Origin of the sequence: Euhalothece natronophila Z-M001 (assembly GCF_007904085.1) — a bacterium.
Classification (GTDB): domain Bacteria; phylum Cyanobacteriota; class Cyanobacteriia; order Cyanobacteriales; family Rubidibacteraceae; genus Halothece; species Halothece natronophila.
In genome coordinates this window covers 2,330,750-2,353,546 of sequence record NZ_CP042326.1, presented here as the reverse complement: position 1 = coordinate 2,353,546, position 22,797 = coordinate 2,330,750, and the positions used below count along the sequence as shown (strand labels likewise).

The 22,797-nt window shown below is 41.5% G+C and carries 26 protein-coding genes and 1 tRNA gene; 20 read left to right on the top strand and 7 right to left on the bottom strand.

Annotated elements, in window-relative coordinates:
- Positions 1-22 precede the first annotated feature (22 nt).
- Together FRE64_RS11470 and FRE64_RS11465 are read left to right on the top strand one after the other, a co-directional pair.
- Positions 23-244 carry a hypothetical protein gene (locus FRE64_RS11470; protein ID WP_146296337.1) on the top strand — a complete coding sequence of 74 codons (222 nt, stop codon included), beginning with the start codon at positions 23-25 and terminating at the stop codon, positions 242-244.
- Complete coding sequence (locus FRE64_RS11465; RefSeq protein ID WP_146296335.1) at positions 234-650, top strand: PIN domain-containing protein; 417 nt, start codon at positions 234-236, stop codon at positions 648-650. Before FRE64_RS11470 ends, FRE64_RS11465 begins: the two co-directional genes overlap by 11 nt.
- A gap of 121 nt (positions 651-771) precedes the next feature.
- Here the strand turns inward: FRE64_RS11465 and FRE64_RS11460 are convergent, their stop codons facing one another.
- Positions 772-1,341, bottom strand: a complete 570-nt coding sequence (locus FRE64_RS11460; protein ID WP_146296333.1) for a 5-formyltetrahydrofolate cyclo-ligase — start codon at positions 1,339-1,341, stop codon at positions 772-774.
- 240 nt (positions 1,342-1,581) lie between these two features.
- Here FRE64_RS11460 and FRE64_RS11455 point away from each other — a divergent pair, with 240 nt between their 5' ends.
- Positions 1,582-3,402, top strand: a complete 1,821-nt coding sequence (locus FRE64_RS11455) for an alpha/beta hydrolase (RefSeq protein ID WP_246140298.1) — start codon at positions 1,582-1,584, stop codon at positions 3,400-3,402.
- On the opposite strand, the gene FRE64_RS11450 is transcribed toward FRE64_RS11455, so the two are convergent.
- The gene (locus FRE64_RS11450; RefSeq protein ID WP_146296331.1) at positions 3,360-3,722 is read right to left on the bottom strand and encodes a hypothetical protein; all 363 of its coding nucleotides are present in this window, start codon (positions 3,720-3,722) and stop codon (positions 3,360-3,362) included. The two genes, FRE64_RS11455 and FRE64_RS11450, sit on opposite strands and share 43 nt — an antisense overlap.
- A gap of 131 nt (positions 3,723-3,853) precedes the next feature.
- Here FRE64_RS11450 and FRE64_RS11445 point away from each other — a divergent pair, with 131 nt between their 5' ends.
- Genes FRE64_RS11445 through FRE64_RS17895 form a run of 4 tightly spaced genes read left to right on the top strand, consistent with a single transcriptional unit; the run spans position 3,854 to position 7,527 of the window.
- Positions 3,854-4,393: a GIY-YIG nuclease family protein gene (locus FRE64_RS11445; RefSeq protein WP_146296329.1), complete on the top strand. Its 540-nt coding sequence runs from the start codon at positions 3,854-3,856 to the stop codon at positions 4,391-4,393.
- Positions 4,394-4,437: 44 nt separating this feature from the next.
- Complete coding sequence (locus tag FRE64_RS11440) at positions 4,438-6,147, top strand: serine/threonine-protein kinase (RefSeq protein ID WP_186708800.1); 1,710 nt, start codon at positions 4,438-4,440, stop codon at positions 6,145-6,147.
- Positions 6,148-6,188: 41 nt separating this feature from the next.
- Positions 6,189-6,464, top strand: a complete 276-nt coding sequence (locus FRE64_RS17740) for a hypothetical protein (RefSeq protein ID WP_222597814.1) — start codon at positions 6,189-6,191, stop codon at positions 6,462-6,464.
- Positions 6,433-7,527: a nucleoside recognition domain-containing protein gene (locus FRE64_RS17895; protein ID WP_246140297.1), complete on the top strand. Its 1,095-nt coding sequence runs from the start codon at positions 6,433-6,435 to the stop codon at positions 7,525-7,527. The genes FRE64_RS17740 and FRE64_RS17895 overlap by 32 nt, the downstream gene beginning before the upstream one ends.
- A gap of 119 nt (positions 7,528-7,646) precedes the next feature.
- Here the strand turns inward: FRE64_RS17895 and FRE64_RS17510 are convergent, their stop codons facing one another.
- On the bottom strand, positions 7,647-7,793 hold the full coding sequence (locus FRE64_RS17510) for a hypothetical protein (protein WP_186708795.1): 147 nt from the start codon (positions 7,791-7,793) through the stop codon (positions 7,647-7,649).
- 79 nt (positions 7,794-7,872) lie between these two features.
- On the opposite strand from FRE64_RS17510, the gene FRE64_RS11430 reads away from it, so the two are divergent.
- Positions 7,873-9,504 carry a YcjF family protein gene (locus tag FRE64_RS11430; protein ID WP_146296325.1) on the top strand — a complete coding sequence of 544 codons (1,632 nt, stop codon included), beginning with the start codon at positions 7,873-7,875 and terminating at the stop codon, positions 9,502-9,504.
- A gap of 93 nt (positions 9,505-9,597) precedes the next feature.
- Here the strand turns inward: FRE64_RS11430 and FRE64_RS11425 are convergent, their stop codons facing one another.
- Positions 9,598-11,067, bottom strand: a complete 1,470-nt coding sequence (locus FRE64_RS11425) for a GTP-binding protein (RefSeq protein WP_146296323.1) — start codon at positions 11,065-11,067, stop codon at positions 9,598-9,600.
- A gap of 172 nt (positions 11,068-11,239) precedes the next feature.
- Between FRE64_RS11425 and FRE64_RS11420 the strand changes: the two genes are divergently transcribed.
- From FRE64_RS11420 to FRE64_RS11375, 10 genes are all read left to right on the top strand, one after another.
- A complete protein-coding gene (locus FRE64_RS11420) occupies positions 11,240-11,431 on the top strand; it encodes a DUF3146 family protein (RefSeq protein ID WP_390622270.1) in 192 nt (63 codons plus the stop codon).
- 145 nt (positions 11,432-11,576) lie between these two features.
- Entirely contained in the window at positions 11,577-11,837 is a 261-nt protein-coding gene (locus FRE64_RS11415; RefSeq protein ID WP_146296308.1) for a ParB N-terminal domain-containing protein, read from the top strand.
- Between the two features lie 99 nt (positions 11,838-11,936).
- Positions 11,937-12,434, top strand: a complete 498-nt coding sequence (locus FRE64_RS11410) for a Dps family protein (RefSeq protein ID WP_146296306.1) — start codon at positions 11,937-11,939, stop codon at positions 12,432-12,434.
- A 228-nt stretch (positions 12,435-12,662) separates the two neighbouring features.
- Positions 12,663-13,037 (top strand): DUF1815 family protein, encoded by a 375-nt coding sequence (locus FRE64_RS11405; RefSeq protein WP_146296304.1) that lies wholly within the window; start codon positions 12,663-12,665, stop codon positions 13,035-13,037.
- 307 nt (positions 13,038-13,344) lie between these two features.
- On the top strand, positions 13,345-14,184 hold the full coding sequence (btpA, locus tag FRE64_RS11400; RefSeq protein WP_146296302.1) for a photosystem I biogenesis protein BtpA: 840 nt from the start codon (positions 13,345-13,347) through the stop codon (positions 14,182-14,184).
- A 3-nt stretch (positions 14,185-14,187) separates the two neighbouring features.
- Positions 14,188-14,679 (top strand): adenylyltransferase/cytidyltransferase family protein, encoded by a 492-nt coding sequence (locus FRE64_RS11395; RefSeq protein WP_146296300.1) that lies wholly within the window; start codon positions 14,188-14,190, stop codon positions 14,677-14,679.
- Between the two features lie 124 nt (positions 14,680-14,803).
- Positions 14,804-14,874 (top strand) — tRNA-Gly (locus tag FRE64_RS11390).
- A 6-nt stretch (positions 14,875-14,880) separates the two neighbouring features.
- Positions 14,881-15,636: a matrixin family metalloprotease gene (locus FRE64_RS11385; protein WP_246140296.1), complete on the top strand. Its 756-nt coding sequence runs from the start codon at positions 14,881-14,883 to the stop codon at positions 15,634-15,636.
- Between the two features lie 66 nt (positions 15,637-15,702).
- Positions 15,703-16,062, top strand: coding sequence for a VOC family protein (locus FRE64_RS11380; protein WP_146296299.1), 360 nt, complete (start codon positions 15,703-15,705; stop codon positions 16,060-16,062).
- Positions 16,059-17,339 carry a recombinase family protein gene (locus FRE64_RS11375; RefSeq protein WP_146296297.1) on the top strand — a complete coding sequence of 427 codons (1,281 nt, stop codon included), beginning with the start codon at positions 16,059-16,061 and terminating at the stop codon, positions 17,337-17,339. The genes FRE64_RS11380 and FRE64_RS11375 overlap by 4 nt, the downstream gene beginning before the upstream one ends.
- A gap of 263 nt (positions 17,340-17,602) precedes the next feature.
- On the opposite strand, the gene psbN is transcribed toward FRE64_RS11375, so the two are convergent.
- From psbN to rpaB, 3 genes are all read right to left on the bottom strand, one after another.
- Positions 17,603-17,734: a photosystem II reaction center protein PsbN gene (psbN, locus tag FRE64_RS11370; protein ID WP_146296295.1), complete on the bottom strand. Its 132-nt coding sequence runs from the start codon at positions 17,732-17,734 to the stop codon at positions 17,603-17,605.
- 676 nt (positions 17,735-18,410) lie between these two features.
- A complete protein-coding gene (locus FRE64_RS11365; RefSeq protein WP_146296293.1) occupies positions 18,411-20,417 on the bottom strand; it encodes a M23 family metallopeptidase in 2,007 nt (668 codons plus the stop codon).
- 83 nt (positions 20,418-20,500) lie between these two features.
- Positions 20,501-21,250, bottom strand: coding sequence for a response regulator transcription factor RpaB (gene rpaB / locus FRE64_RS11360; protein WP_186708792.1), 750 nt, complete (start codon positions 21,248-21,250; stop codon positions 20,501-20,503).
- A 428-nt stretch (positions 21,251-21,678) separates the two neighbouring features.
- Between rpaB and FRE64_RS11355 the strand changes: the two genes are divergently transcribed.
- Positions 21,679-21,903: a hypothetical protein gene (locus FRE64_RS11355; RefSeq protein ID WP_146296289.1), complete on the top strand. Its 225-nt coding sequence runs from the start codon at positions 21,679-21,681 to the stop codon at positions 21,901-21,903.
- Positions 21,904-22,794 (top strand): tRNA pseudouridine(55) synthase TruB, encoded by an 891-nt coding sequence (gene truB / locus FRE64_RS11350; RefSeq protein WP_146296288.1) that lies wholly within the window; start codon positions 21,904-21,906, stop codon positions 22,792-22,794.
- Positions 22,795-22,797 lie beyond the last annotated feature (3 nt).

Sequence of the window (22,797 nt, the reverse complement as noted above, 5' to 3'; positions counted from 1 at the left end):
GTTATTAATATTCAGCTCAATCATGGAAACTATTGAATTTAAAACAATTCTTCATAATGGAAAGGTTACTCTTCCGCCAGAATATGCAAAGCAATGGGAAGGAAAAACAATCCGCGTCTTAGTCGTAGATGAATCTAAACAGTTAGAACCATCAATGAAAGCCTCTCAATCAAAACCTTTTAAAGCCACTTCTCTCAAAACTAAGGGATTTAATTTTAATCGGGAAGAGGCTAATGCCCGTTAATATATTTCTTGATACAAATATCATTATTTACGTTTATTCGAGAGATGAACCTGATAAACAGAAACGTGCCTTTGAGTGTATTCAAGTAGGTAAGCCTTGGATTAGTACCCAAGTTCTGAATGAAACTATTAATACTTTACGACGTAAATTTAAGTTAGATTATGCTCAAATTAAGCTAGTGGTTGAGGAACTAAGCCAAAGGCTCGAAGTAGCAATTGTCTCTACCACTACCATTCAAAATTCTTTAGCCATTGCTGAAAGATATCAGTATAGTTACTTCGATAGCTTGATTATTGCTAGTGCTTTAGAGATGAAATGTGATTACCTTTATAGTGAAGATTTGCAAGCAGGGCAAAATATTAATGATCAATTAAAAATTGTTAATCCTTTTGTAACAAGAGAATGATCTATAGCAATCAGCCATAATTAATGAGAAGTTTTTGGGGCAAATTGCCTATTATTGCCTATTGCCTTAAACCAGAATTGCTGTCTCACAACTGATTCGGAGACTGCTATAGCATTATGTACTAAAGAGAAATGCGCCATCCGCAGTCCGTACAAACTCCATCTAAAGGAATGTCCCACGCCTCAACAGGAACTTTTGGGACAAAGGCAAAATCAAAAATAATCCCAACTTTGGGAATATCTCGCCATGGGGATTGCTCAAACAAGCGATCATAAAATCCTCCCCCATAGCCCAAACGATATCCGCGATGATCACACCCCACTGCGGGGACTAAAATTAAATCAACCTTTTCCACTGGACAAAGGGGGGCTTCAGGCTTAGGTTCTCGAATACCAAATTTTCCCTTCTCTAGCGGATCACTAGGCTGATAACAATGCCAGTTTAATGTTTCGCCAACACAACGCGGCACTCCCCAATTATACTGCTTAAGCTCAAATAGCGGATCAAGATTTGGTTCTTGCCGAAAATAAAAATAACTAAGGATTATCCTCTGAGGAGAAACAACTGTCGCATGGGCTAAAAACTGTTGTAAATGCTCACACAAAGCGAGACTTTTTTCTTGCCATTCCTGTTTTGACAAGGCTTCTCGTTGATTAATTAACTCTTGTCGTAATTTTTTTTTCTCTTCCATAAATGATGATCTGCAAAATCAGAGGAAATATCGAAAGCTAGAATTGTGAACTACCCATTAAAGGAGGTTATTGTATCAAAAAAGATCTAATCGGGAACAATGATCCCCTTTTGGGATTCTGATCGTGCAAGTTTAATCAGAAACCAGTTAAGGCAATAACAGGGGTCTTGTCCTTGCCATTAAGATAAAGATAGGAATAAGTTGATTGGCTTAGTATAACTTAATATTCAGGAAAGAGGAGTGAAACGGACAAACCACCACCAAAAAACATTGTTTGGTAAGCTCTTTTCATCAGTAATCGGCATAGCTTCTCTACTGATGATGAGTGAAGCACAGGCTGCTGAAAACATTAACCTACGTTTAGGCCCTTTTGAACAGCAAATTAAAGTTGAAGATTTAGAACATTATGGAGAAACAGGAGAAGTTCCCCAGTCATTACGCTTATTGAGACCAGTCTTGACTCAAGACGTGCGACAGATGCTAACTCGCCCATTGGAATTTGATGAGGCGGTGTTGGATCGCTTTGCCATAGAAATGTTACAGTCGCCGCAAATACAACCATTACGAGATCAGTTACAGACAGCTTTTCCTGAGTCAGATTTTGAAGAGGTAATTTTAGGATTATATTTGGCCTTAAAGCGAGGCAATGGCTTAAGTTTACTGAACTTCTTGTCAGCGTACCCTCAAGAAACTTTAACCATTGATTTAACCGCCGTGATTGGTTTAGGAATACAACTTAATTTTTCTTACTTACAAAGCCAAATTTTAGGCCCCATTTTAGCTCAAGAACTAAAAGTGGATCCAACAGAATCTTTCCGTCCTGAGTTCGATCCAGCGGCTTCGGGGGATCACAACTTTAATGAAAGAAGTCTGATTTTTCGGGATAAAACGCGCGATCGCGCGATCGTTGCTGATTTATATCTTCCAGAAACTAAACCAGAAGGACCACTGGTAGTTTTGTCTCATGGTTATGCTGCCAATCGTCGCTTTTTAACTTACTTGGCTCGACATTTAGCCTCTCATGGCTATACTGTTGCTTCCCTAGAACACCCTGGTAGTAATATCAATTACTTATCTAGAAGCGATTTAGCTTTTGATTTAGGAGAATTACTCTCACCACAAGAATTACTAGAGCGTCCACAAGATGTTAGCTTTCTTCTGAATGAATTAGCACGATTAAATCGTCATCCAGGAATGTTTGAAGACCAATTTAATACTGATGAGGTAACGATGATTGGTCATTCTCTTGGAGGTTACACTGCTTTAGCAGTTGCGGGGGGAGAGCTAGATTTAAGGGCTGTACGACGTTTTTGTCGCAATGTTACTCCTCTTGGACGGTCGCCTGCGGATTGGTTGCAATGTTCTGGGGTGGAGTTACCTAATGGAACCATGAATCTACATGATAATCGTATCCGACGCGTAGTAGCACTAAATCCTCTCGTTAGTAAGCTATTTGGTGATGATGGCTTGGGTCAAATTGAGGTTCCGACACTGGTTTTTAGTAGTAGTAAGGATGCCATTACCCCCAGTTTAAATAATCAACTTAAACCCTTTGCTCAACTCTCAGGGGAAAAATATCTCCTAAGCGCGATCGGAGCCACCCACATGACTGTTACAGATCTCCGTGATAAGAGTAGCCCTATAGCCCAAAATCAGGTAGTCCCAGAGTTAATTGGAAAATCTGCTGAACCGGTTCGCAACTGGATTCGAGGAACTACTCTCGCTTTTATCAAACAAAATAGTTCCGAAGCAGAAAAATATGAGCCGTTTTTGACTCCTGAATATGCACAATTTCTTTCTACGCCTAATCTCTCATTTCGAGTGACTCAAGAAGTACCTCCTTTTTTAGAGCTTTGGCTGAAAGGAATGCACTGGACTTATGAGAAAGTGGTTGTTAGAACTCCGCCTTCTTCTAACAACATTGGAAATGGTTTTCTAGCCCAACAGGACAATACACCTTTTTCTGAGTTTCGCCTCAATTTTCCCCTACTCGGGAGAGAAAGACGTGAGGATGAGTCTTATCGAGGAAAATTAGAGGAAGTTGTCCCCCCAATTATGTGAGATATGGCTAGCACTAATAAGTTCCGAAGTTTATCAGGCGCAAAAGAGGCATAATAATTGATCCCTAAGCAAGTGGCTCCTAAGACTAATAAAATATAGGTTGGAGCCATCACGACCCCCACGGCTAGCCAACTTCCCACATGGGCAATCATTGCTAACCCAAATACCATGGCGACACTAGCACTGTAGCGAATGATAGTGTGATTAAACTGTCTCACTAAACAAAATAAGGTACAGCAGGTTAATAAAAGATTAATCGGAACTAAAAAACTACAGATGGTAATACAGTATTGACGAGAAAGTTCAAATAAATCAATCAAGGTGACTCTTATCCTTCCATACAAACTCACTTATTTATCAATCATAACAATAAGTATAAATGCTGACTAAAAGTGTTAGATTTCGTTACATTTATAAGACAAAACTCGACCATCAAAATTAGATTAAAATAATGACAAGTAACAGTGAGATTCAGGCTTTAGCAAACTTAGATTTTCTTCCCTACCTTAATGAAAATGGAGAAATTAACCCTCAACTAGAGAAAAAGATTGGCGTTTATGGGATTTTTAACTCGGAAAAAATACTGCAATTAGTGGCTTACTCTCGTGATATTTATACTAGCCTAAAACAGCATTTAGTTCGTCAACCCCAATCCTGTTACTGGGTAAAACTTCAAACCATTGACCGCCCCAGTCGTCGTGTTCTCGCTGAAATTCAGCAAGCCTGGATTGAAGAAAATGGAACAGTTCCCCCCGGAAACAGTCTAGAACAAGAAAGGTGGACAGAACCAATTGATGCCACATTCGCAATGACAGAAGCGGAAAAACAAGAGTATAATCAAGGGGACGAGATCGCGCAAACGAAACTCTTAAAAAATGTTTCCCGTCGAGTCGAAGCAGAAATTAAACAGGAACTGAGCTTACGTGGCGTTAAAATGGATATTCGGTTTAACCCCAAGCTCAAAGAAAAAGGACGGCTCGACTTAAAGTAGTTGTATGCTAGCGACTCAGTAGCAGAAGAGGTAATAGTGTGGGAATGACTGCTGTTGTTTTAAATAATCGGTATCGTGTAGTAAGAGAACTTGGACAGGGCGGGTTTGGTCAAACCTTTCTGGCCATAGATACTCATCTTCCGTCAGAACGCTATTGTGTGATTAAACAACTCTATCCCATTGTTTCGAGGCCCAAGCAGTATCAATGGATTCGAGAGCGGTTTCAACGAGAAGCAGCGATTTTAGAAGCGTTAAGCCGTGGTAACAGTCAGATTCCCCAACTCTATGCATATTTTGCTGAGTCAGAAACCTTTTACTTAGTTCAAGAGTATATCGAAGGGCTAACCCTAACTGAACAGGTAGAAAAGAGTGGAGTTTTATCAGAAAAGCAAGTTACTAAAATTCTGATTAGCCTGTTAAAAGTATTGGATTATGTTCATAGTCAGCATATTATCCACCGAGATGTTAAGCCCGATAATATTATTTTACGAGCTGGAGATTCCCAACCTGTTTTGATTGACTTTGGGGTAGTTAAAGAAGCACTGGGAACCGTAATCGATTCAGAACGCACTCATTCCATTGCCATTGGAACCCCTGGCTATATGCCCTCAGAGCAAGCAGCAGGGCGACCCGTTTATTCTAGCGACTTGTATAGTTTAGCTTTAACTGCGGTCTTTTTACTCAGTGGTGAACCGCCACATACCATTGAAAGTGACCCTCGGACTGGGGAGTTATTATGGCGAAAAGCTGTCCCTCGTTTACACGGTAACTTAGCAGGAGTGATTGATCGGGCTTTAAGGTTTAATCCGCGCGATCGTTTTGCCGATGCTAACGAAATGTTAGCCGCTTTAATGGGGTCTTACAGTTACACTACGGAAAAGCAATCCTCTCCCTCTACCTTATTACAGTCTCCTCGCACTGAAGTTGCAACAGTGGCAGCAACCCCTTATCGTTCTCAATCTCAACCACAACCTGATGAGCGTAAGGGAAATTCCTTTTTAACGACAGTTGCAATCATCATTCTAATAATTTTTAGCGCAGGGGGGATTGGTTATGGAATGGTACAAATTGTAGAGGGGCTTCGTCAGGGTAACAATGACGAGTCGGTAGTCACTGAACCAAGCCCGCCTCTTCCCTCGGAAGAAGAAGAAACAGATCGATCCTCTGATGAGATGCAGGAAAGAGAAGAAGAGGAATCTCCTGAGCCTGAAATTGCTCGTGATCTAGAAATTGAGCTAGAACCTGAACCTGAACCTGAACCTGAACCTGAAATTGAGTTAGAAGTTGAGACACCAGTAGTGGTTGTTCCTACAGCCCCCGTTGAATCAGACACTGAATCAGATAGCTCCATTGAAAATGTCCCTGTATTTACAACAGGGGTGAGTCAAGAGCAAGTGGTGGACACTTTAGGAGAACCCACCGCCAGTCGTCCTGGTTACTGGCCCAATACCCAAACGCTTCATTATCGAGTCTCTCCAAAACTCGATTTAGGATTTATCTTTGACCGTGATACAGAACGTTTAAGACAAACTGAGGCATCTTTTGATCCTTCAGTGGATTTGACGGTAATGGAAGCAAGATTAAATCAAATGTTGAGAGGGCAACTAAACTCAACAATTAGAGAAGCTCTCGCACAAGTCTATAATGGAGAAACCGATTTAAGGTCTTTTACCATTGGTGAATGGAAGGGAATTATCCAGAAAAATAATCAAGGAAGAATTTATATGGGTGTCTGGGAACAAGATTTGCCTTAAAATACGGGAGACAGTGAAAGGAAGGAAGTTCAAAAAAATTAATGACGAAAAAAGCCTCATCCCCACTTAATGGAATTTGGCTGTTTATGATTCTTTTTGCCACAATTGTTGCTGCTTATAACGGCACCATGGCAGAACTAACGGAAGCAGTTTTTGATTCTGCCCAAGATGCTATTGAATTAGCCATTGGTTTAATTGGAGCTTTAGCGCTGTGGCTAGGGATTATGAAGGTGGTAGAAGTGGCTGGCTTAATGCAGATAATTGCTAGGGGGGCTACGCCCAATTATGGTCAGACTATTTCCAGAAGTTCCTCCTGATCATCCTGCAATGTCAGCAATGATTTTAAATATGGCTGCCAATGCTTTAGGGTTAGGGAACGCGGCAACTCCCATGGGCTTAAAGGCAATGGCAGAACTTAATAAGCTCAATCCTGTTCCAGGTGCGGCGACAAATGCAATGTGTCTTTTCTTAGCCATTAATACCTCTTCCCTGACACTATTACCGATTAGTGCGATCAGTGTGCGAGCGAGTGCTGGTGCTTCTAATCCGGGAGCAATTATTTTACCGTCGATTATTGCCACGGCTTGTTCCACCGCGATCGCGATTTTAATGTCTAAATTTCTGGCGCGACGAGAAACCCCTCCAGAGACACTTGAGGAAAACACGGAGGAAACAGTTAATTCTTCAGTAGCTTCTGAGTCATCTGATTTATTCACTGACGAACCTAATCCTGATACTGAGCGAGAACCCCCAGGTATCATCGGTCGTCTTTTATTTGGGGGATTAGCCCTTGCCTTCCTCATTGTGGTTACTTATCGGTTGACAGTTCACGGGACACCTAACCTCTTTGATACGGAAGTAATGAGTGTAATTTCCGATTGGTTATTGCCACTTTTAATCTGTACATTACTATTATTTGGCTATTTTCGTGGGGTAAAAGTCTATGAAGTTCTCACAGAAGGAGCGAAAGAGGGTTTTCAAATTGCAGTTCGCATTATCCCCTTTTTGGTTGCCATTTTTGTTGCCATTGGGATGTTTCGAGAAAGTGGGGCATTAGATTTAATTACCGATCTCATTACCCCGATTACTGCTCTAATTAATTTTCCAGCCGAAGCCTTACCCATGGCTCTCATTCGCCCTTTATCAGGAAGTGGGGCATTTGGTGTCATGTCAGAACTTGTTAATAATGATCCTGACAGCTTCTTAGCTTATTTAGTTTCTACAATGCAGGGATCAACGGAAACTACCTTCTATGTGATGGCAGTTTATTTTGGTAGCATTGGGGTTCTCCGTACTCGCCACACCCTTCCAGCTGCTTTAGCCGCAGATGTTACAGGAATTATTGCAGCCTTAATCATTTGCCAGTTAACGTTTAGTTAGAGTTTCGTGAATTTACTGAATTAGAATCCCTCCTTTCTACGGCTAGGGGGGAAAGGAGAGTAAAGTGTAACACTAGGTATTACTTTTTGAGCGTGCAATTACTGGCTATTTAATGGGAATTATTGTGAGGTTGAATCTTGTTCTCGTTTCTGTGCTTTTCGACTATTAGAATTGGCACGTTTAATTGATTTCAGCCAGCGGGTTTCCCACCAAACTCTAATCAAAAAGACACCAATCAGTAATGCCCCAACATTTGTCCGTACCATACGCCGAATCAGTATAAACCCCGTCTATCGACTAAATTAAAATTGTAGTCGTAGGATTCTCAGCCTCTTGGCTAAATTTATGCCTTCGCCCCGTCTATTACTCTTAATTTTAAGCATCAGTGTGGTGCTCATACTGATGATTTGGTTGGTGAGTGCAATTTACCAACTTTATATTCAAATTGCCTTTACTGCGCCAATTTTAGCTAATTTACTGCTTTTCTTATTAATGGGGGTGGTTATCGGACTCATTGGGGCAGTAATCTACTATTTTCAAGGAGGATTTAAACGTAAAGGCAAGAAAAAAAAGAAAAAACGCCATCCCAATATTAAAGTTCCAGAAGAGAAAAATGAAGCTGCCCAAGCCAATTTACAGGCAGTGAAACAGCAAGTTAAACAAATTCAAGATGAAGTAGCCCAGCAAGCACTCTTAGAAAAATCTCAAGCTCTAGAAGCTAATTTTAGTCGTCAATCTTTCCAAGTTGTAGTGTTTGGTACCGTATCAGCTGGAAAAACGTCTTTAGTAAATGCATTAATGGGACGTGTTGTGGGAGAAGTTAGTGCGCCTATGGGCACCACCAAAGCAGGGGAAACCTATAGTTTGGCGTTACCAGATATTGATCAAGAAATAAGGGTAACTGATACCCCGGGAATTTTAGAGGCAGGTATATTAGGAACAGATCGGGAAAAATTAGCGCGAGAACTGGCTACAGAAGCTGATTTATTACTCTTTGTGGTGGATAATGATTTACGCCAATCAGAATATGATCCGTTGTCGGTGTTAGCAGGAATTGGTAAACGATCGCTGTTAATTTTTAATAAAACCGATCTCTACACAGATGAAGATCAAGAAGCAATTTTAGAAAAGCTAAGATCCCGCACTGAAAGCTATATTGCATCTCAAGATATCATCTCTATAGCAGCAAATCCTACCCCCTTTCACACAGATAGTGGAGATACAGTTCAACCAGAACCTGATATTATGCCCCTAATTAAACGGTTAGCTGCCATCCTACGGGCAGAGGGAGCCGACTTAATTGCTGATAATATCTTGCTACAATCGCAACGGTTAGGAGAAGAAGCTCGTCGTCTCATTGATAGCCAACGTCGCCGTCAAGCAGATAAGGTCATCGAACGTTATCAATGGGTAGGGGCAGGAGTGATTGCTGTAACACCGCTTCCCGTTGTGGATATGTTGGGCACAGCGGCGGTTAACGCTCAAATGGTGGTAGAAATTGGGAGAATTTACGGCTGTGAAATTAATATGGATCGCGGACGTGAATTAGCTCTCTCTTTAGGGAGAACTTTAGTTAGTTTGGGGGTTGTTAAAGGGGTAATACAAATGGTTTCTACCGCTTTACAGATGACAGTGGCTACTTATGTAGTGGGAAAAGCAGTCCAAGGAGTAAGTGCCGCTTATTTAACCCGCATTGCAGGAAAAAGTTTTATTGAATATTTCCGTCAAGATCAAGACTGGGGAGATGGAGGGATGACAGAAGTAGTGAAGCGCCAATTTCAACTGAATCGTCGGGATGAGTTTGTCAAATCTTTTCTTGGAGAGGCAATTGAAAAGGTTGTGCAACCATTGATGGATGAGGAAGAGGAAGATGATGATGATCATGATAATTCTAATTCAGATCATGTATTTAAGGAAAACCTTAATACTGATGATGATTGGTCAGATCCACCAAAACAGAAATTAGAAGATTGGTAATTTCACTGATAAAAACTGATTCATGAGTTAGTGACTGGCTTACAAAGGAGAAAACAATTAGAATGTACCTTCATAATAGTAAAAACTGCTATATTAACTATTTTGGACGGTCTCGTTACCAAATAATTTTTCTTGTAACTCTCCCTTAATACGATTTAAAATTGATTCCTCATCTAAAGAATCAAGAATATTTTTAACTACTGATTTGGGACCATCTACTCCCCAAGAAGCTCCATTGGCAAGATAAGTATTGGTAACATGACCAATAGCATAGGAAGACACTCCTGCGACCCCGGCTTGGGTAATAGCAACAGAAACATAAGGAATAAAGGAAGCACCCCCTGTTACCGGTGTCGATAACCCTAAAATTCCTTTGAGAGAACTTAATCCTAGATTAGTTAATACTTCACTAGCACTAATACCCCCCATACTAATGGCAATTTTCTGTAAAAGCGCGATCGCGGCTTTTTGACTCATGGGAATGCTATAGAGACGTGATAAAGCAATAATCATTGCCACATCTACCACTGCCCCTGTAAATAAGTCTAATACAGTCACTGGATTAAGGGCGACAGCAACAGCTTTTGTGAGGGAGGCTTTCCAAATTAATTCTTCGGCCGCTTCTGAACGAATTTCTAATTTTCGCTGTAAAATCTGATCATTGACTTCGTCAGCATACAGCATGGTATTGAGGGCAACGAGAGATTTTCCTTCCCGATAGAGAATTTCAAGGATTTTCCGCTTTAATTCCTGAACTTGCGGCATTCCCTGTTGGGTTTTTACTCCCAAACTACCATCTTTGCGGCGAATGCCCCGTTTTTCTAACGGTGAGGCTGCCACCATGACAACTTCCTCTGGGCTAAGTAATTCCTTAACGCGATCGCTGCAAATAGTCTCATAAATCGCCGCGCGATCGGCTTCAGGATACTGATCAATTTTATTAAATACCAACAGCATCGGTTTTCCCACTTCCCGTAACCGAGACAAAGCCTTATATTCAACCTTGGTAATATCCCCAGCCACAATAAACAGAATTAGATCCGCCTGTTTCGCAATTTTATGCGCCATCAACTCCCGAGTTTCCCCATCCACTTCATCAATACCAGGGGTATCAATTAACTGAATTTGTGCCTGTTGATTACTGGGTAAAGATACTCGCAAAATCTCTTGATCACTATTGCCTAAACTTTCCTCGCTTAATTCCCAATTGGCACTCCCCACAGTGCGCGTCACCCCATGTAAAGGGCCAGTTTGAAATACATTTTCTCCTAACAACGCATTTAATACTGAAGACTTTCCTCTGCCCACCATGCCAAAGGCAGCAATTTGTACCACCGACTGATCCAACTTATCCAACATGGCGGTAAGGTAATTAATTTCCGCTTCTAAACCTGACTGTTCCTCTGGGCTAAGATTTATATTCTCTACAATGCTTCTGAGGGAGTCCTGAGCCTGTTTATAGTTAATTTCAGCCGTAATCTCTTCAAAGCTAAAAATTACGTCTTCTAACTCATCTCTTGCTTCGTTTTTAGAGTTAATGGGCTCAGAATCGGATTTAGTCACCAATGATGTCTTCCTTAATGCACTGCTAATTTATCAATAACAAATAACACCGCCAGTTGTGCAAATTTGCTAGGGTGATTTTTTAAAGAGCATTCAAAAGGGATGAACGGTGAGTGTGCCGAAAACAACAGCTTATGTCCGAATTATTCGCCAATCGTTACGAGAGGGGGAAATGGAAGGAGAAGTTAGCGCAGGTAGTTATCAATGGTGGTTTCAATGGCAATTTCGGCAAGGTCGTTTAATTGTGCAACCATCTCTAGGTAAAGCCTTAATTATTGAACCCTTAGGACGATTTTTAGAGCGATGTGACTATCAACTGGAACCAGGGGGAGACTATGAATTTACCATTCGAGCTAAACTCTAGCATTTCATTAGTCATTGGTCATTGGTCATTAGTCATCAGTCATTGGTCACTGGTTTACAAAGGACAAAGGACAACCTAATTGTTGCAATTCAAACTCATAACGATTATGATTTAGATAGATGTCCAAGCAGGGGGGTTACCCAATATGGAAATTAAGGAAATTCCACTCAATGCGATTCGTCGTCCACTCCCACGGCAAAATGATCCAGAAAAAGTTAAAGCACTGATGGACTCAATTGCAGAGGAAGGATTGCGTGAACCCATTGATGTGCTAGAAGTGGAAGGAAATTATTACGGCTTTTCTGGTTGCCATCGCTACGAAGCCCATCAGCGTTTAGGAAAAGAAACCATTAAATGTCGGGTTCGTCGCGCCCCCCGTGCTGTTCTTCAGAAACATCTGGCTTAAGACTTCTCTCCTATGAGTGATTAACTCTCGCCTTCAAGATCATAAGATCAAGGGGAGTAGCCTAAAAGCACCCACCACACTTAAAGTTAGGAGATAACTATGCAAACTGCAGATCCCAAAACAAACCAAGCACCAGTTAATATTGGCATTGAAGAAAGTGATCGCCAAGCCATTGCCGAAGGACTCTCTCACCTTCTGGCTGATACCTACAGTTTATATCTAAAAACCCATTACTTCCACTGGAATGTTACCGGTCCCATGTTCCATTCTCTGCATCAAATGTTTGAAGAAGAATATGTGGAATTAGCGCAAGCGGTAGATGAGATTGCCGAGCGCATTCGGACACTAGGAGCAGTCGCCCCTGGTAGTTATAGCCAATTTGCAGAACTCTCTTCTGTTCCTGAAACCCGAGACGTTCCTTCTGCTCAAGAAATGGTACGCCTGCTGGTAGAAGCAAATGAAGCTGTTGTCCGAACTGCTCGCTCAGTTTTCCCAGCTGCGGAACGGGCAAACGATGAAGCAACTGCCGATTTAGTTACCGAACGGATGCGAATTCATGAAAAAACAGCTTGGATGCTACGGAGCATGATCGAATAATCTCAAGTAATTGGAGTAAACACCTTCCTTAGTGGAGGGTGTAATTCCTGATTGAAATGTGCTAGTTGGCACACTGTAATCTACGATGCTGTTATTTTCCATTGAGTAAGTTAACTTAGGCATAAATCGCCTGATTGTTGTATTTTATTACAAATGAATCAAAATTATTAAGAAAATCTTAAACAAGCAGGGTACAATGGAAGAACTGTGTGCCACTGGAGGATTAAAGTGTTTACACGATTAGCTCACCAACACCGCCAATTTATTCAAGACCTCGTTATGAATTTGCAAGCTCTTGCTACTGTCTTAGAAAGACGAGGATATCTGGCTTCTTGCTATACCTGTGGTCAAGAGATGAACAGTGCTTCTTTTATGGTTAGCTTAGGAGATAATCACTTAATTCGGTTTCTCGTTTCTGACTATGGAATTACTTGGACAGAAATGTGTGATGATCGTGAACTGATGAAGCTAGAAGGGGCAGAAGCCATTAATCAACTACAAGAGCTTGCTAATCTATTGAAAACAGAAGTTTGTCAAACTAATCTCGAAACAGTTACCCACTCTACTCATTTGACCAAAACAGAAAGTGAAGTCAACTTCTAAGAATTTGATATGGATGATATTAACCTCATGAACGCAGTTCCCGTTGCACTGGCAGTTATAATTGGCATCAGTGCTTTTTTAATGATGTTTACAACTGTGTTTACCAATCGTCGCCGTCGCTAAATTTTAACTGAATCCCGGAAGCTGAAAAAATTGATTGTGTCTTCTAACGCTAACGATGATACAGTTGCTCTGATAGTGATAGTCTTAAGGACAGTACCTAGCTAGTCAATAGTGACCCCTAGTTGGTGGTTACTGTTGTCTTATGTACAGCAACTTAAAATCGCAGTGCGTTCAAGTAAACAACGTGGACTTAGAACAAATTTTTCAAACCCGTCATCCCGTTATTGGTGTTGTTCACCTTTTGCCTCTTCCTTCTTCCCCTCGTTGGGGCGGAAACCTCCAAGCCGTGCGAGAACGTGCCGAACAAGAAGCGACGGCTCTTGCTGCTGGCGGTGTGGATGGAATTATTATCGAAAACTTTTTTGACGCTCCCTTTGCTAAAAATCAAGTTGATCCGGCCGTTGTTAGTGCCATGACCCTGATTGTACAGCGGGTGATGAATTTGGTGATGTTACCCGTGGGGATCAATGTCCTCCGTAATGATGCAAAAAGCGCGATCGCGATCGCGTCTTGTGTTAATGCTCAGTTTATTAGAGTTAATGTACTAACTGGCGTTATGGCAACTGATCAAGGATTAATTGAAGGTGAGGCTCACGAATTAATGCGGTATCGTCGCGAACTAGGATCAGATATTGCCATTTTTGCCGATGTCTGTGTTAAACACGCTCATCCCTTAGCAACTCCTACTTTAGCCACAGCCGTGCAAGAAACCGTTGAACGAGGATTAGCAGATGGCATAATTATCTCTGGTGGAATGACAGGAGAACCGCCACAATTAAAAGACCTAGAAGAAGCCGCCAATGTTGCGGGTGGAAAACCCATATTTATTGGTAGTGGCGCAACTTGGGATAATGTTCCGAGTTTCTTAAAAGTGGCTGATGGTGTAATTGTCGCTAGTTCCTTAAAAAGAAATGGTGATATTCATAATCCCATTGATCCAATTCGGGTTAGTCAGTTTGTGGAAGCAGTACGCGAAATTGAAAGCTCACCCGATGAAACGATGAGTTTCTACTCTAAAAGTTAATCAATGACAAAAATATATTCCTTAAGGGAACTGCAAGCGACAATTAACGAAAATCCTAAAAAGTGGAGACCCTTAGTACTAACCAATGGTTGCTTTGATTTGTTGCACGTTGGTCATGTGCGATATTTGCAGATAGCAAAATCCCTAGGAAAATCTTTAGTAGTGGGAGTTAATAGCGATCAATCGGTTCGTCAAATTAAACCGCAACCGACTAATTCTCCACCTCGTCCTATTATCCCAGAACAACAACGAACAGAAGTTTTAGCTGCCTTAACTGCTGTTGATGCTGCTGTAGTTTTTTCAGAAACAACAGCAGTTGAATTAATTAAAGCCTTACAACCTGATATTTATGCAAAAGGAGGAGATTACACCCTAGAGTCTTTACCAGAAGCGAAAACGACGCAAAGCTATGGTGGCAAAATTGAATTAATTACTGTAGAAATTCCAACTTCTACTAGCGAGATTATCCGCAAAATTTCTTGTTCAGGTTCATAATGGCTAATGAGCAGCTCTCAATCAAATAGCTAATTATAAATAACGATTCAGTTAAAATAACCAACCTCTGCTAGGGCTTGCCAAGCAGGATAGTGTGTGCTACGCTAATAAGAGTCTTAATTAGGCGGGCATAGTTTAGTGGTAAAACCTCAGCCTTCCAAGCTGATGATGCGGGTTCGATTCCCGCTGCCCGCTTTTTAAATGAAAAATGTTTTAGTCATGATGGGAGTTTCTGCCTTTTATTGGAAAATGTTAAGGGTGATTTTTATCACATTTGTGACGACATTAGTGATTATAGTCACTTCTAATATTGGCAGTTCAGAACCCCCGGCAGATTTCCCTGATCCGAAATCCCATCCTTTACCTTCAGCTTTAGCAGTGTGGGAAGTTAAGGAGGAGGTAGGAGACTATTTTTCGGAGGTCAAGGAAAGCCCTTTAGGTTATTTGGTTTGGTCAGAGTTTCCGATCACAGTTTTTTTAGACCTATCGGCTTCTAAACCACGGGAACAAGAATGGGTAGAGGCGGTAGAAACAGCGATCGCTGAATGGAATGATTATATTCCTCTCAAAGAAGTTGATGATCGTGCTACTGCAGATATAATAATTGCGCGATCGCGCCCTCCTGTAAACATTCAACGTAACCCCGAAACCGGTCAACGGGAATTTGGACGCGCCCGAACTGCCCGCACTCGTTACGAGTTTGATTTAGAAGACTCTCGTCTGATTCATCGAATGTTCATTGATATTACCCCGAATCAGCCCAAACAACGCACCCTCGCCACAGCGCGACATGAAATTGGTCATGGGTTAGGGATTTGGGGACACAGTGAAGATAAAAATGATGCTTTATATTATTCTCATGTTCGCGACTCTCCTAAAATTTCCCCTCGAGATGTTAATACCCTGAGAAAAATTTATGAACAGCCCACTCGGTTAGGGTGGAAAATTGAACAGTAATGCGGCTTGTTCTGAAAGCGAAAAAATGCTAGGGATGAGAATAAAGACCTTTTCTTTGACATTGTCATGGGTGTAACTCGTTATCTTCACACTGCTATTCTGGTTTCTGACGTGGAAAAAGCTGAATCTTTCTACACGCACATTTTAGAATTACCAAAAACAGAACGTTCGCTGAAGTTTCCGGGAGTTTGGTATCAGTTAGGGGATTATCAAATTCATCTCATTGAAGATCAAAATTGGAAAGCAACTGAGGTGAATCAAAAATGGGGACGTAACCCACATTTAGCATTAGCAGTGAGTGATTTAGAAAAGATGAAAACACGCCTTAAAACGAAGGGTTATCCGTTTCAAGAAAGTTCTTCTGGGCGGGCTGCCTTATTTACTAAAGACCCTGATGGCAATATTATTGAGTTAAGCCAACAATGACAGTGATTGCTTATTGTTATTATGACCCCCTTCTTGATTTACCACCACAGCAACTTGACTGGGGAAGAGAGGTAGATCAGGTTTATTGTGATTTTGGCGGAAGGCAGGAATGGGAAAGGTTACTTGCTGAGGCAAAAAGTACCCCTCCTGAAACAATTTTAGTGAGAAGTTGGGGGGATTTAGGAGAAACTTTAAAAGCAATTGAAAGCGCGATCGCGCAATTAGAAATTTTAACCCCTAATGTGGTTATTCTAGAAGGTGAAGGAACAAATCAGAAGGAATTATTACAGCTAGTTGCCTCTCTCCATCAAGAAAAACGTAGTCAGCAACTAAAACGAGGACACGCCAAAAATCGCTTAAAAGCCCATCCTCCTCCCGGAAAAGCCCCTTATGGCTATCGTCGCGGTAAAGATCGGTATATTATTGATCGTAGTACCGCCCCTGTGGTGAAAGACTTTTTTGAATATTTCCAGCTTTATGCCTCATTGCGTGGCGCAGTCAGGTATTTAGAACGACGGTATGGTAAAAAAATTTCTGTTGCAACCGGTCGCCGTTGGTTAACTAGCCCTGTGTATCGGGGAGATATGGGCTATAAAAATGGCGAGGTGATTCCTAATACCCATCTTCCGATTTTAAGTCGGGACGAAGCCGCCCAAATTGATCGTTTGTTACGTCGTAATCGTCAGCTACCGACAAGAAGCGCAAGTGCGCCTCGTTCTCTTGCTGGATTAGTGGTTTGTCAAAACTGTCAATGCCCCTTAAACATTACCCAAGTCACCAGTCGGGGGAAAAAACGAGAATATCTATATTTACGCCCCCAAAAGTGTCCCCATTCTCCCCGATGTAAGGCAATTCCCTATCACGATGTTTTTAACTGTACCCTAGATCGCATTTGTGAAGACTTACCGCAAGCTGTGGCAAAAATGGAATCAGATGGGGTAGCCGAAGAGAAAGCTAACTTAGAAGCTAAAATTCAGCAGTTACAGGATGTTTTAAATCAAGTATCGCAATTAGAAACCCATGGCATTCTAGATGCTGAAACTGCCCAACTACGACGCTATAAACTTCGCACCGAGATTGCTGAATATCAGGGAAAGATCGCTCAATGTCCCCCAGAAAATTTAAGCGCGATCGCGCAAACTGTCTCTTTACGGCAATTTTGGCTTGATTTATCAGAATCAGAACGGCGATTTTACTTTCGGGAATTTATCCAGCAAATTGAAATTTCCTATATTACCCGTAGCCAGTGGACATTAAACCTGAGGTTTTTTATTTAAAAGTCCCGCTAATTGGAAGTGACATCCTCCTTGGACATAATTTTTGATTTGTCGAAGGTTTCCTAACTTCGCAGTTAAGATTTTCTAGCGTCGCACTGATCTAGAACTGATTTCCCAATCCCCCGCGACCATCACTCTTGATGGGAAACTCCATCGGTAGCAGGCTGTTTCCTTTCCCAATTTCGGTAAGCTAATTTGCCCACCTGTAATATTGTTGGTTTAAGATTCTCTGATTGGACTGGGATTGGTTGGTGCAACTATAGTTAATCTTCGTGATCTTCAAAAGGATCATTTAATTCCGCAGAAGGAGGGCCAAAGGATAGATAGAGAGAATATCCGGTGACAGCCAAAACTAACGCACCAATAGAAATTGTTACAACGGTTGCTGGTTCCATAGTGATCAATTAAATTATGTATATTTATTTACAATTGTACACAATGTGGAGTTCCTTAACCAGGAGTGAGCGAGAAGTCTCCAATTTCAGCGTCGGCAAATTAGAGACGGGGTTTTTGAGCCTCTTCTGCCTAAAGGCGAGAAGATTCCCTTGTAGACTCTTATCTAGATTTAAATCTTAGAGTTAAATCCCCGACAGACCGCCGTTACAGGGCTGTTTGGTCACGGTCGCTCCAACCGCAGATACTTACATCTTAACACAGAACGCCATAAATGGCGGGGTTTTAAACCCGTGATTTTACGATAAACTTTGCCTACTTGTTCTTGATTAGGTTTGAATTTGTATTGATAGGAAACTTGCATTGCCTTAACTATCTTTTTCTGTTAGTTTAATCATAGTGCTTAACTTTCATATTGACATTAAATAATGAAACAAATCACCATAAGATGCACAGAACAAGAACATCAGCAACTTCTCTCCTTCTGTAAACACAAAGGTAGAAGCCAAAATGAAGTAATCAGAGAACAGATCAGAAAGTTATCAATCTCAGGGGTATTGAACCCCCTCGATTAATATGCTCTCATGAGGGGCTGTGGTCGGAATCAGATTCCGACCTTTATAAGCCCCATCCCCAGCCAAATCAAAGATTGTGGATCGGGGATTCCCGCTTATTTTGCTAAAAATTAAGGCTTGGATCTACATCTTCTCGTTGTTGAGAAAATTGTTGAGGATTTTCCTGATGGGGAGAAGGGAAATTCAATTCGCCAAGTGCCTCTAGATTAGACAAGGATTCTAGATTAGTGGCTTGATTGGTTCGTTCAATCTCATCAGAGTCAGGATCAGGATAACGATAAGTAAACTCAAAATCATTAGAAGCGACTTGTTGAGAAGGGACTTGTTCTAAATGTTCATCCGCAAATAATTGGGGGGGTTGCCAATTAAAGAGAGAAGCTAATACTTGGGGTAGAGAAAAAGGAAGAATCGAGATGGCATCACGAACTTCCGAGAAGTTTCCGAGTGGGGCCTGGCGTTCATGGGCGCGTTCAAAATCACTATCTTGTAAAAAGTCTAATTCTTGCCTTGCCATCCAAGAAGCCGGTTCTCTAGAAATAGAATTTAACATCTCAGGTAAACTGGTAAAGAAGTTATTATTAGTTCCCTGTCCGTTGGCATTACCGCTCCCTACACCATTATCATTAAAGGCAATTTGACTAGAACCAATATTATCTCTAGCCACTAAAAGAGGATCTGTAGCATCTACAGCAACCCAACGGTGTCCTCTACGAACTCGCCATTCAAAGTGTAGATGAGGACCACTAGAAGTGCCAGTGCTACCGACTCGACCAATGACCGTTCCTTGTTCTACCCATTCTCCTGGGCGAACATGAATTTGAGATAAATGAGCATAACGGGATTCATATTGATCTCCCTCATGGTGTAAGCCCACTATTAAGCCATAACCGCCACGATAGTCAGCATAAGCGACTTTGCCCGATCGCGTTGCTACTACAGGGGTTCCTTCTGGAGCAGCAAAATCTACCCCTGCATGGAAGTTACGTTTGCCCGTTATCGGATGCCGTCGCCAGCCAAAACCAGAACTAATCCGTGCAGCTCTAGAGAGGGGAAAAATGAGGTTGGTATCCCCATTATCTGCTACTTGTAGCTCTGGCAAGTCTTCGGGAGGAGTATAAGTGCTGTAACTCTCTTGTTCTGATTCACTGGCTGTGGGCTCTTGTTGCTCACTGGCTGTGGGTTGTTGAAAGTCTGTGGGAAGTTCGGGTAAATCTTGAGGAGCGGTAAAAGTCTGTTCTCTGGGGGTTTCTTGTTCGGAAATATTACAACTGCCACTGACGAGTTTGTCATTTTCAATTACTGTTGTGCAGTTATTTTCGCGATCGCTGATTTCAACTTGAGGATCTGGAAGTGCTTCTTCCCCAGCTAGTGGATATCCTTCAAGATCAACATAGTCTTGAGAATCAGTAACAATTTCTTCTTCTAGCTCTACTTCCTCAGCAGTAACTTCAGGTTCAGGAGAATCAGTAGCAGTTTCCTCTTCTGGCTCTACTTCCTCAGCAGTAACCTCAGGTTCAGGAGAATCAGTAGCAGTTTCCTGTTCTGGCTCTATTTCCTCAGCAGTAACTTCAGGTTCAGGAGAATCAGTAGCAGTTTCCTGTTCTGGCTCTATTTCCTCAGCAGTAACTTCAGGTTCAGGAGAATCAGTAGCAGTTTCCTGTTCTGGCTCATCAACAGAAGTATCATGATCGATATCTGGGGTGTCTGAAGAATTGGTTAAGGGATCAATTGGTTCTAATGCAGTTTTTACTTCACTATCTGAAACTTGCGCTGAGGCTTCTTCTTGCTCTATTTCTGCTTGCTCTACAGGCGCTTCTTCCTCATCATTTAAGCCCATTGGTGCAACTGAGTCGTAATCGGGAACTGCAGATTCGTCTTGATCAGAAGCCGAAATTTCATAAGACTCTAAACTATCTGAAGCAGACTGACTTTCTTCATTAAAGCCTGATAAAGGTTCTACGGTAGAGCTTTGGGGAGTATTTCCGAAGGCGACTCCACTACCAATTAAGCTTAAAGGGAGGAGATAAGCCACTCCTCGCCGTAATAACATATAATGCGTTGCTTTCAGGGAAAGAGATGGAAGCAGAAATTGAAAACGTTGATGAGTCATCTTGAAGTCCTAGGCGCGATCGCGCTTTTACTAACGATAGCCTAGAGTTATTCTAACAGCCCTTTTCCCTTAATAGAAATTACTTAGACCTTTGAAATAGCTTCCACCGGATTTTTGACAATTTTAGCGCGTTGAAATAGATAACCTGTCCCCCGTTCGGTAATAATTAATTCAGGATTTTTAGGATCACTCTCAATTTTACTGCGGAGACGAGATACATGCACATCTACCACTCGCAAATCCCCATGCCGTTGTGGCGCATAGCCCCAAATTTTCTTCAAAATCTCTGTGCGAGAAATCGACTCTCCTGAATGACTAGCTAACAATTCTAAGAGATTATACTCTCTTCCTGTGAGCCGCAATAATTCATTGCCCATATAGACTCTGCGTTTATTGGTGTCAATCTGTAACTGACCTACTTGCATGACTCCTGATGGGGGAATCACAGAATCTGTACTCTTGCTTAATCGGCGTAATACTGTATTAATTCTTGCTTCTAATTCTTTCGGAGAAAAGGGTTTGACCAAGTAATCATCCGCACCAATTTGTAGCCCTGTAATGCGATCCGCCACATCTCCTAAGGCTGTCAGCATAATAATCGGAACATCTGAGTCCTTTCGTAATTCCTTACAGGTGAAATAACCGTCACCATTAGGCATCATCACATCTAATACCACTAAATCAGGCTGTTCTCTTGCAAATACTTGCAGAGCTTCCTCACCATCAGTGGCGGTAACAACATCGTACCCCACCATAGAAAGGCGCGTCTCTAAAATTCTACGCACTGCCGCTTCGTCATCGACAACGAGAATTTTTTCTGTGTGATTTGCCACGCTTAACACTCCTATTAATTATTTATTACTTTTTGCTGACTAATTTTGTTGGAAAGTTTAAGTTGGGGTTTTTATGAAATGATTGTCACAGTTAAGTTTAGTTGAATTAGGGAAAAAAATTGAAAATTATCTTCTTTAGTTGCTTTGAACATATGCCAATTCTAGTGTCAACCTTTTTTAGTAAAGAATTGTTGCAATCAGTTATCACAATGATAACACAAGTTTTCAGGATTGTCTTGAATAGTCAAAAAGCGCATATCACAAAATAAATAAATTGAAAAGTATTGTTAAGTTTTCTTATTAATAGCGGAGTATCCACTTAAATTGTAGTTGAGATTTAATGCATTTTGGGGAGAAACATAAATGATTATTTATCAACAACTGCTATTATATTTTTCTATGGCTTGACCCTAAATCAGATAGAAGCAATGCCCAATCCATTCCTTGGTGTTAGAATTCCACCAGAAGTCGAACAGGCGCTTATTGATCGGATCCATCAAACCGGGGAAAGTAAGTCCGAGATTGTCATTGCTGCTCTGAAAGCCTACTTAAACCTACCATCTTATTCAGAGCGTCTTGCTGAGTTAGAAAAGCGTCTCTCGGAAGTGGAATCAACCCTCAATCGCCATCACAACGAAGAAACGGATAGCTAGTTGAATAATAATCAGTCATTACTAGGATTTCTCAACCTTGATAAACCCCTTGGCTTCACCTCTCACGATTGTGTAGCAAAGTTTCGACGAGTTGCCAAAATTAAACGAGTCGGGCATGGTGGCACTCTTGATCCCGCTGCTACAGGTGTTTTACCCCTTGCAGTAGGAAAAGCAACCCGCCTGTTACAATTTCTTCCTGATAGTAAAGCCTATGAAGCGACCATTCGCTTTGGCTGGCGTACTAGTAGTGATGACTTAGAAGGGGAAATACTGGAAAAAAATGTCGCTTCTCACTTAACCCTAGACCAAATTAAGCCTCATTTAGCACAGTTTGTGGGGAAAATCTCCCAAATTCCGCCAGTTTATAGTGCCATTCAAAAAGAGGGTCGCCGTTTATATGAGTTAGCAAGACAGGGGAAAACCATTGAGGTTCCTCCACGGGAGGTAAAAATTGATAAGATAGAGATTCTGAATTGGCAAGACGGAGAATTTCCAGAGTTAACCCTTTACATTCAATGTAGAAGTGGAACTTATATTCGCTCTATTGCTCGTGATCTTGGGGATATAATCGGCACAGGGGGAACCTTAGCACAATTAAGGCGCACTGAAAGCAGTGGCTTTTCTCTGGAAAATAGTTTTTCCCTAACAATGATAGAAGAACATTTAAAAGTGGGAACTTTAACTTTATTCCCATTAGACTATCCCCTCCAGCATTTAGAAGGGATTACCCTTTCTCAAGAGGAGGCGAAGCGATGGTGTCAAGGACAATTATTACCCCATCAAAGTGATGAGTCTCGTTTTTTGCGAATTTACGATGAAAATGGTTTATTTTTAGGCATTGGGGAGAGAGTTCCTCCTGAAACCTTAAAACCGAAAACTGTGATTGCATAAAGA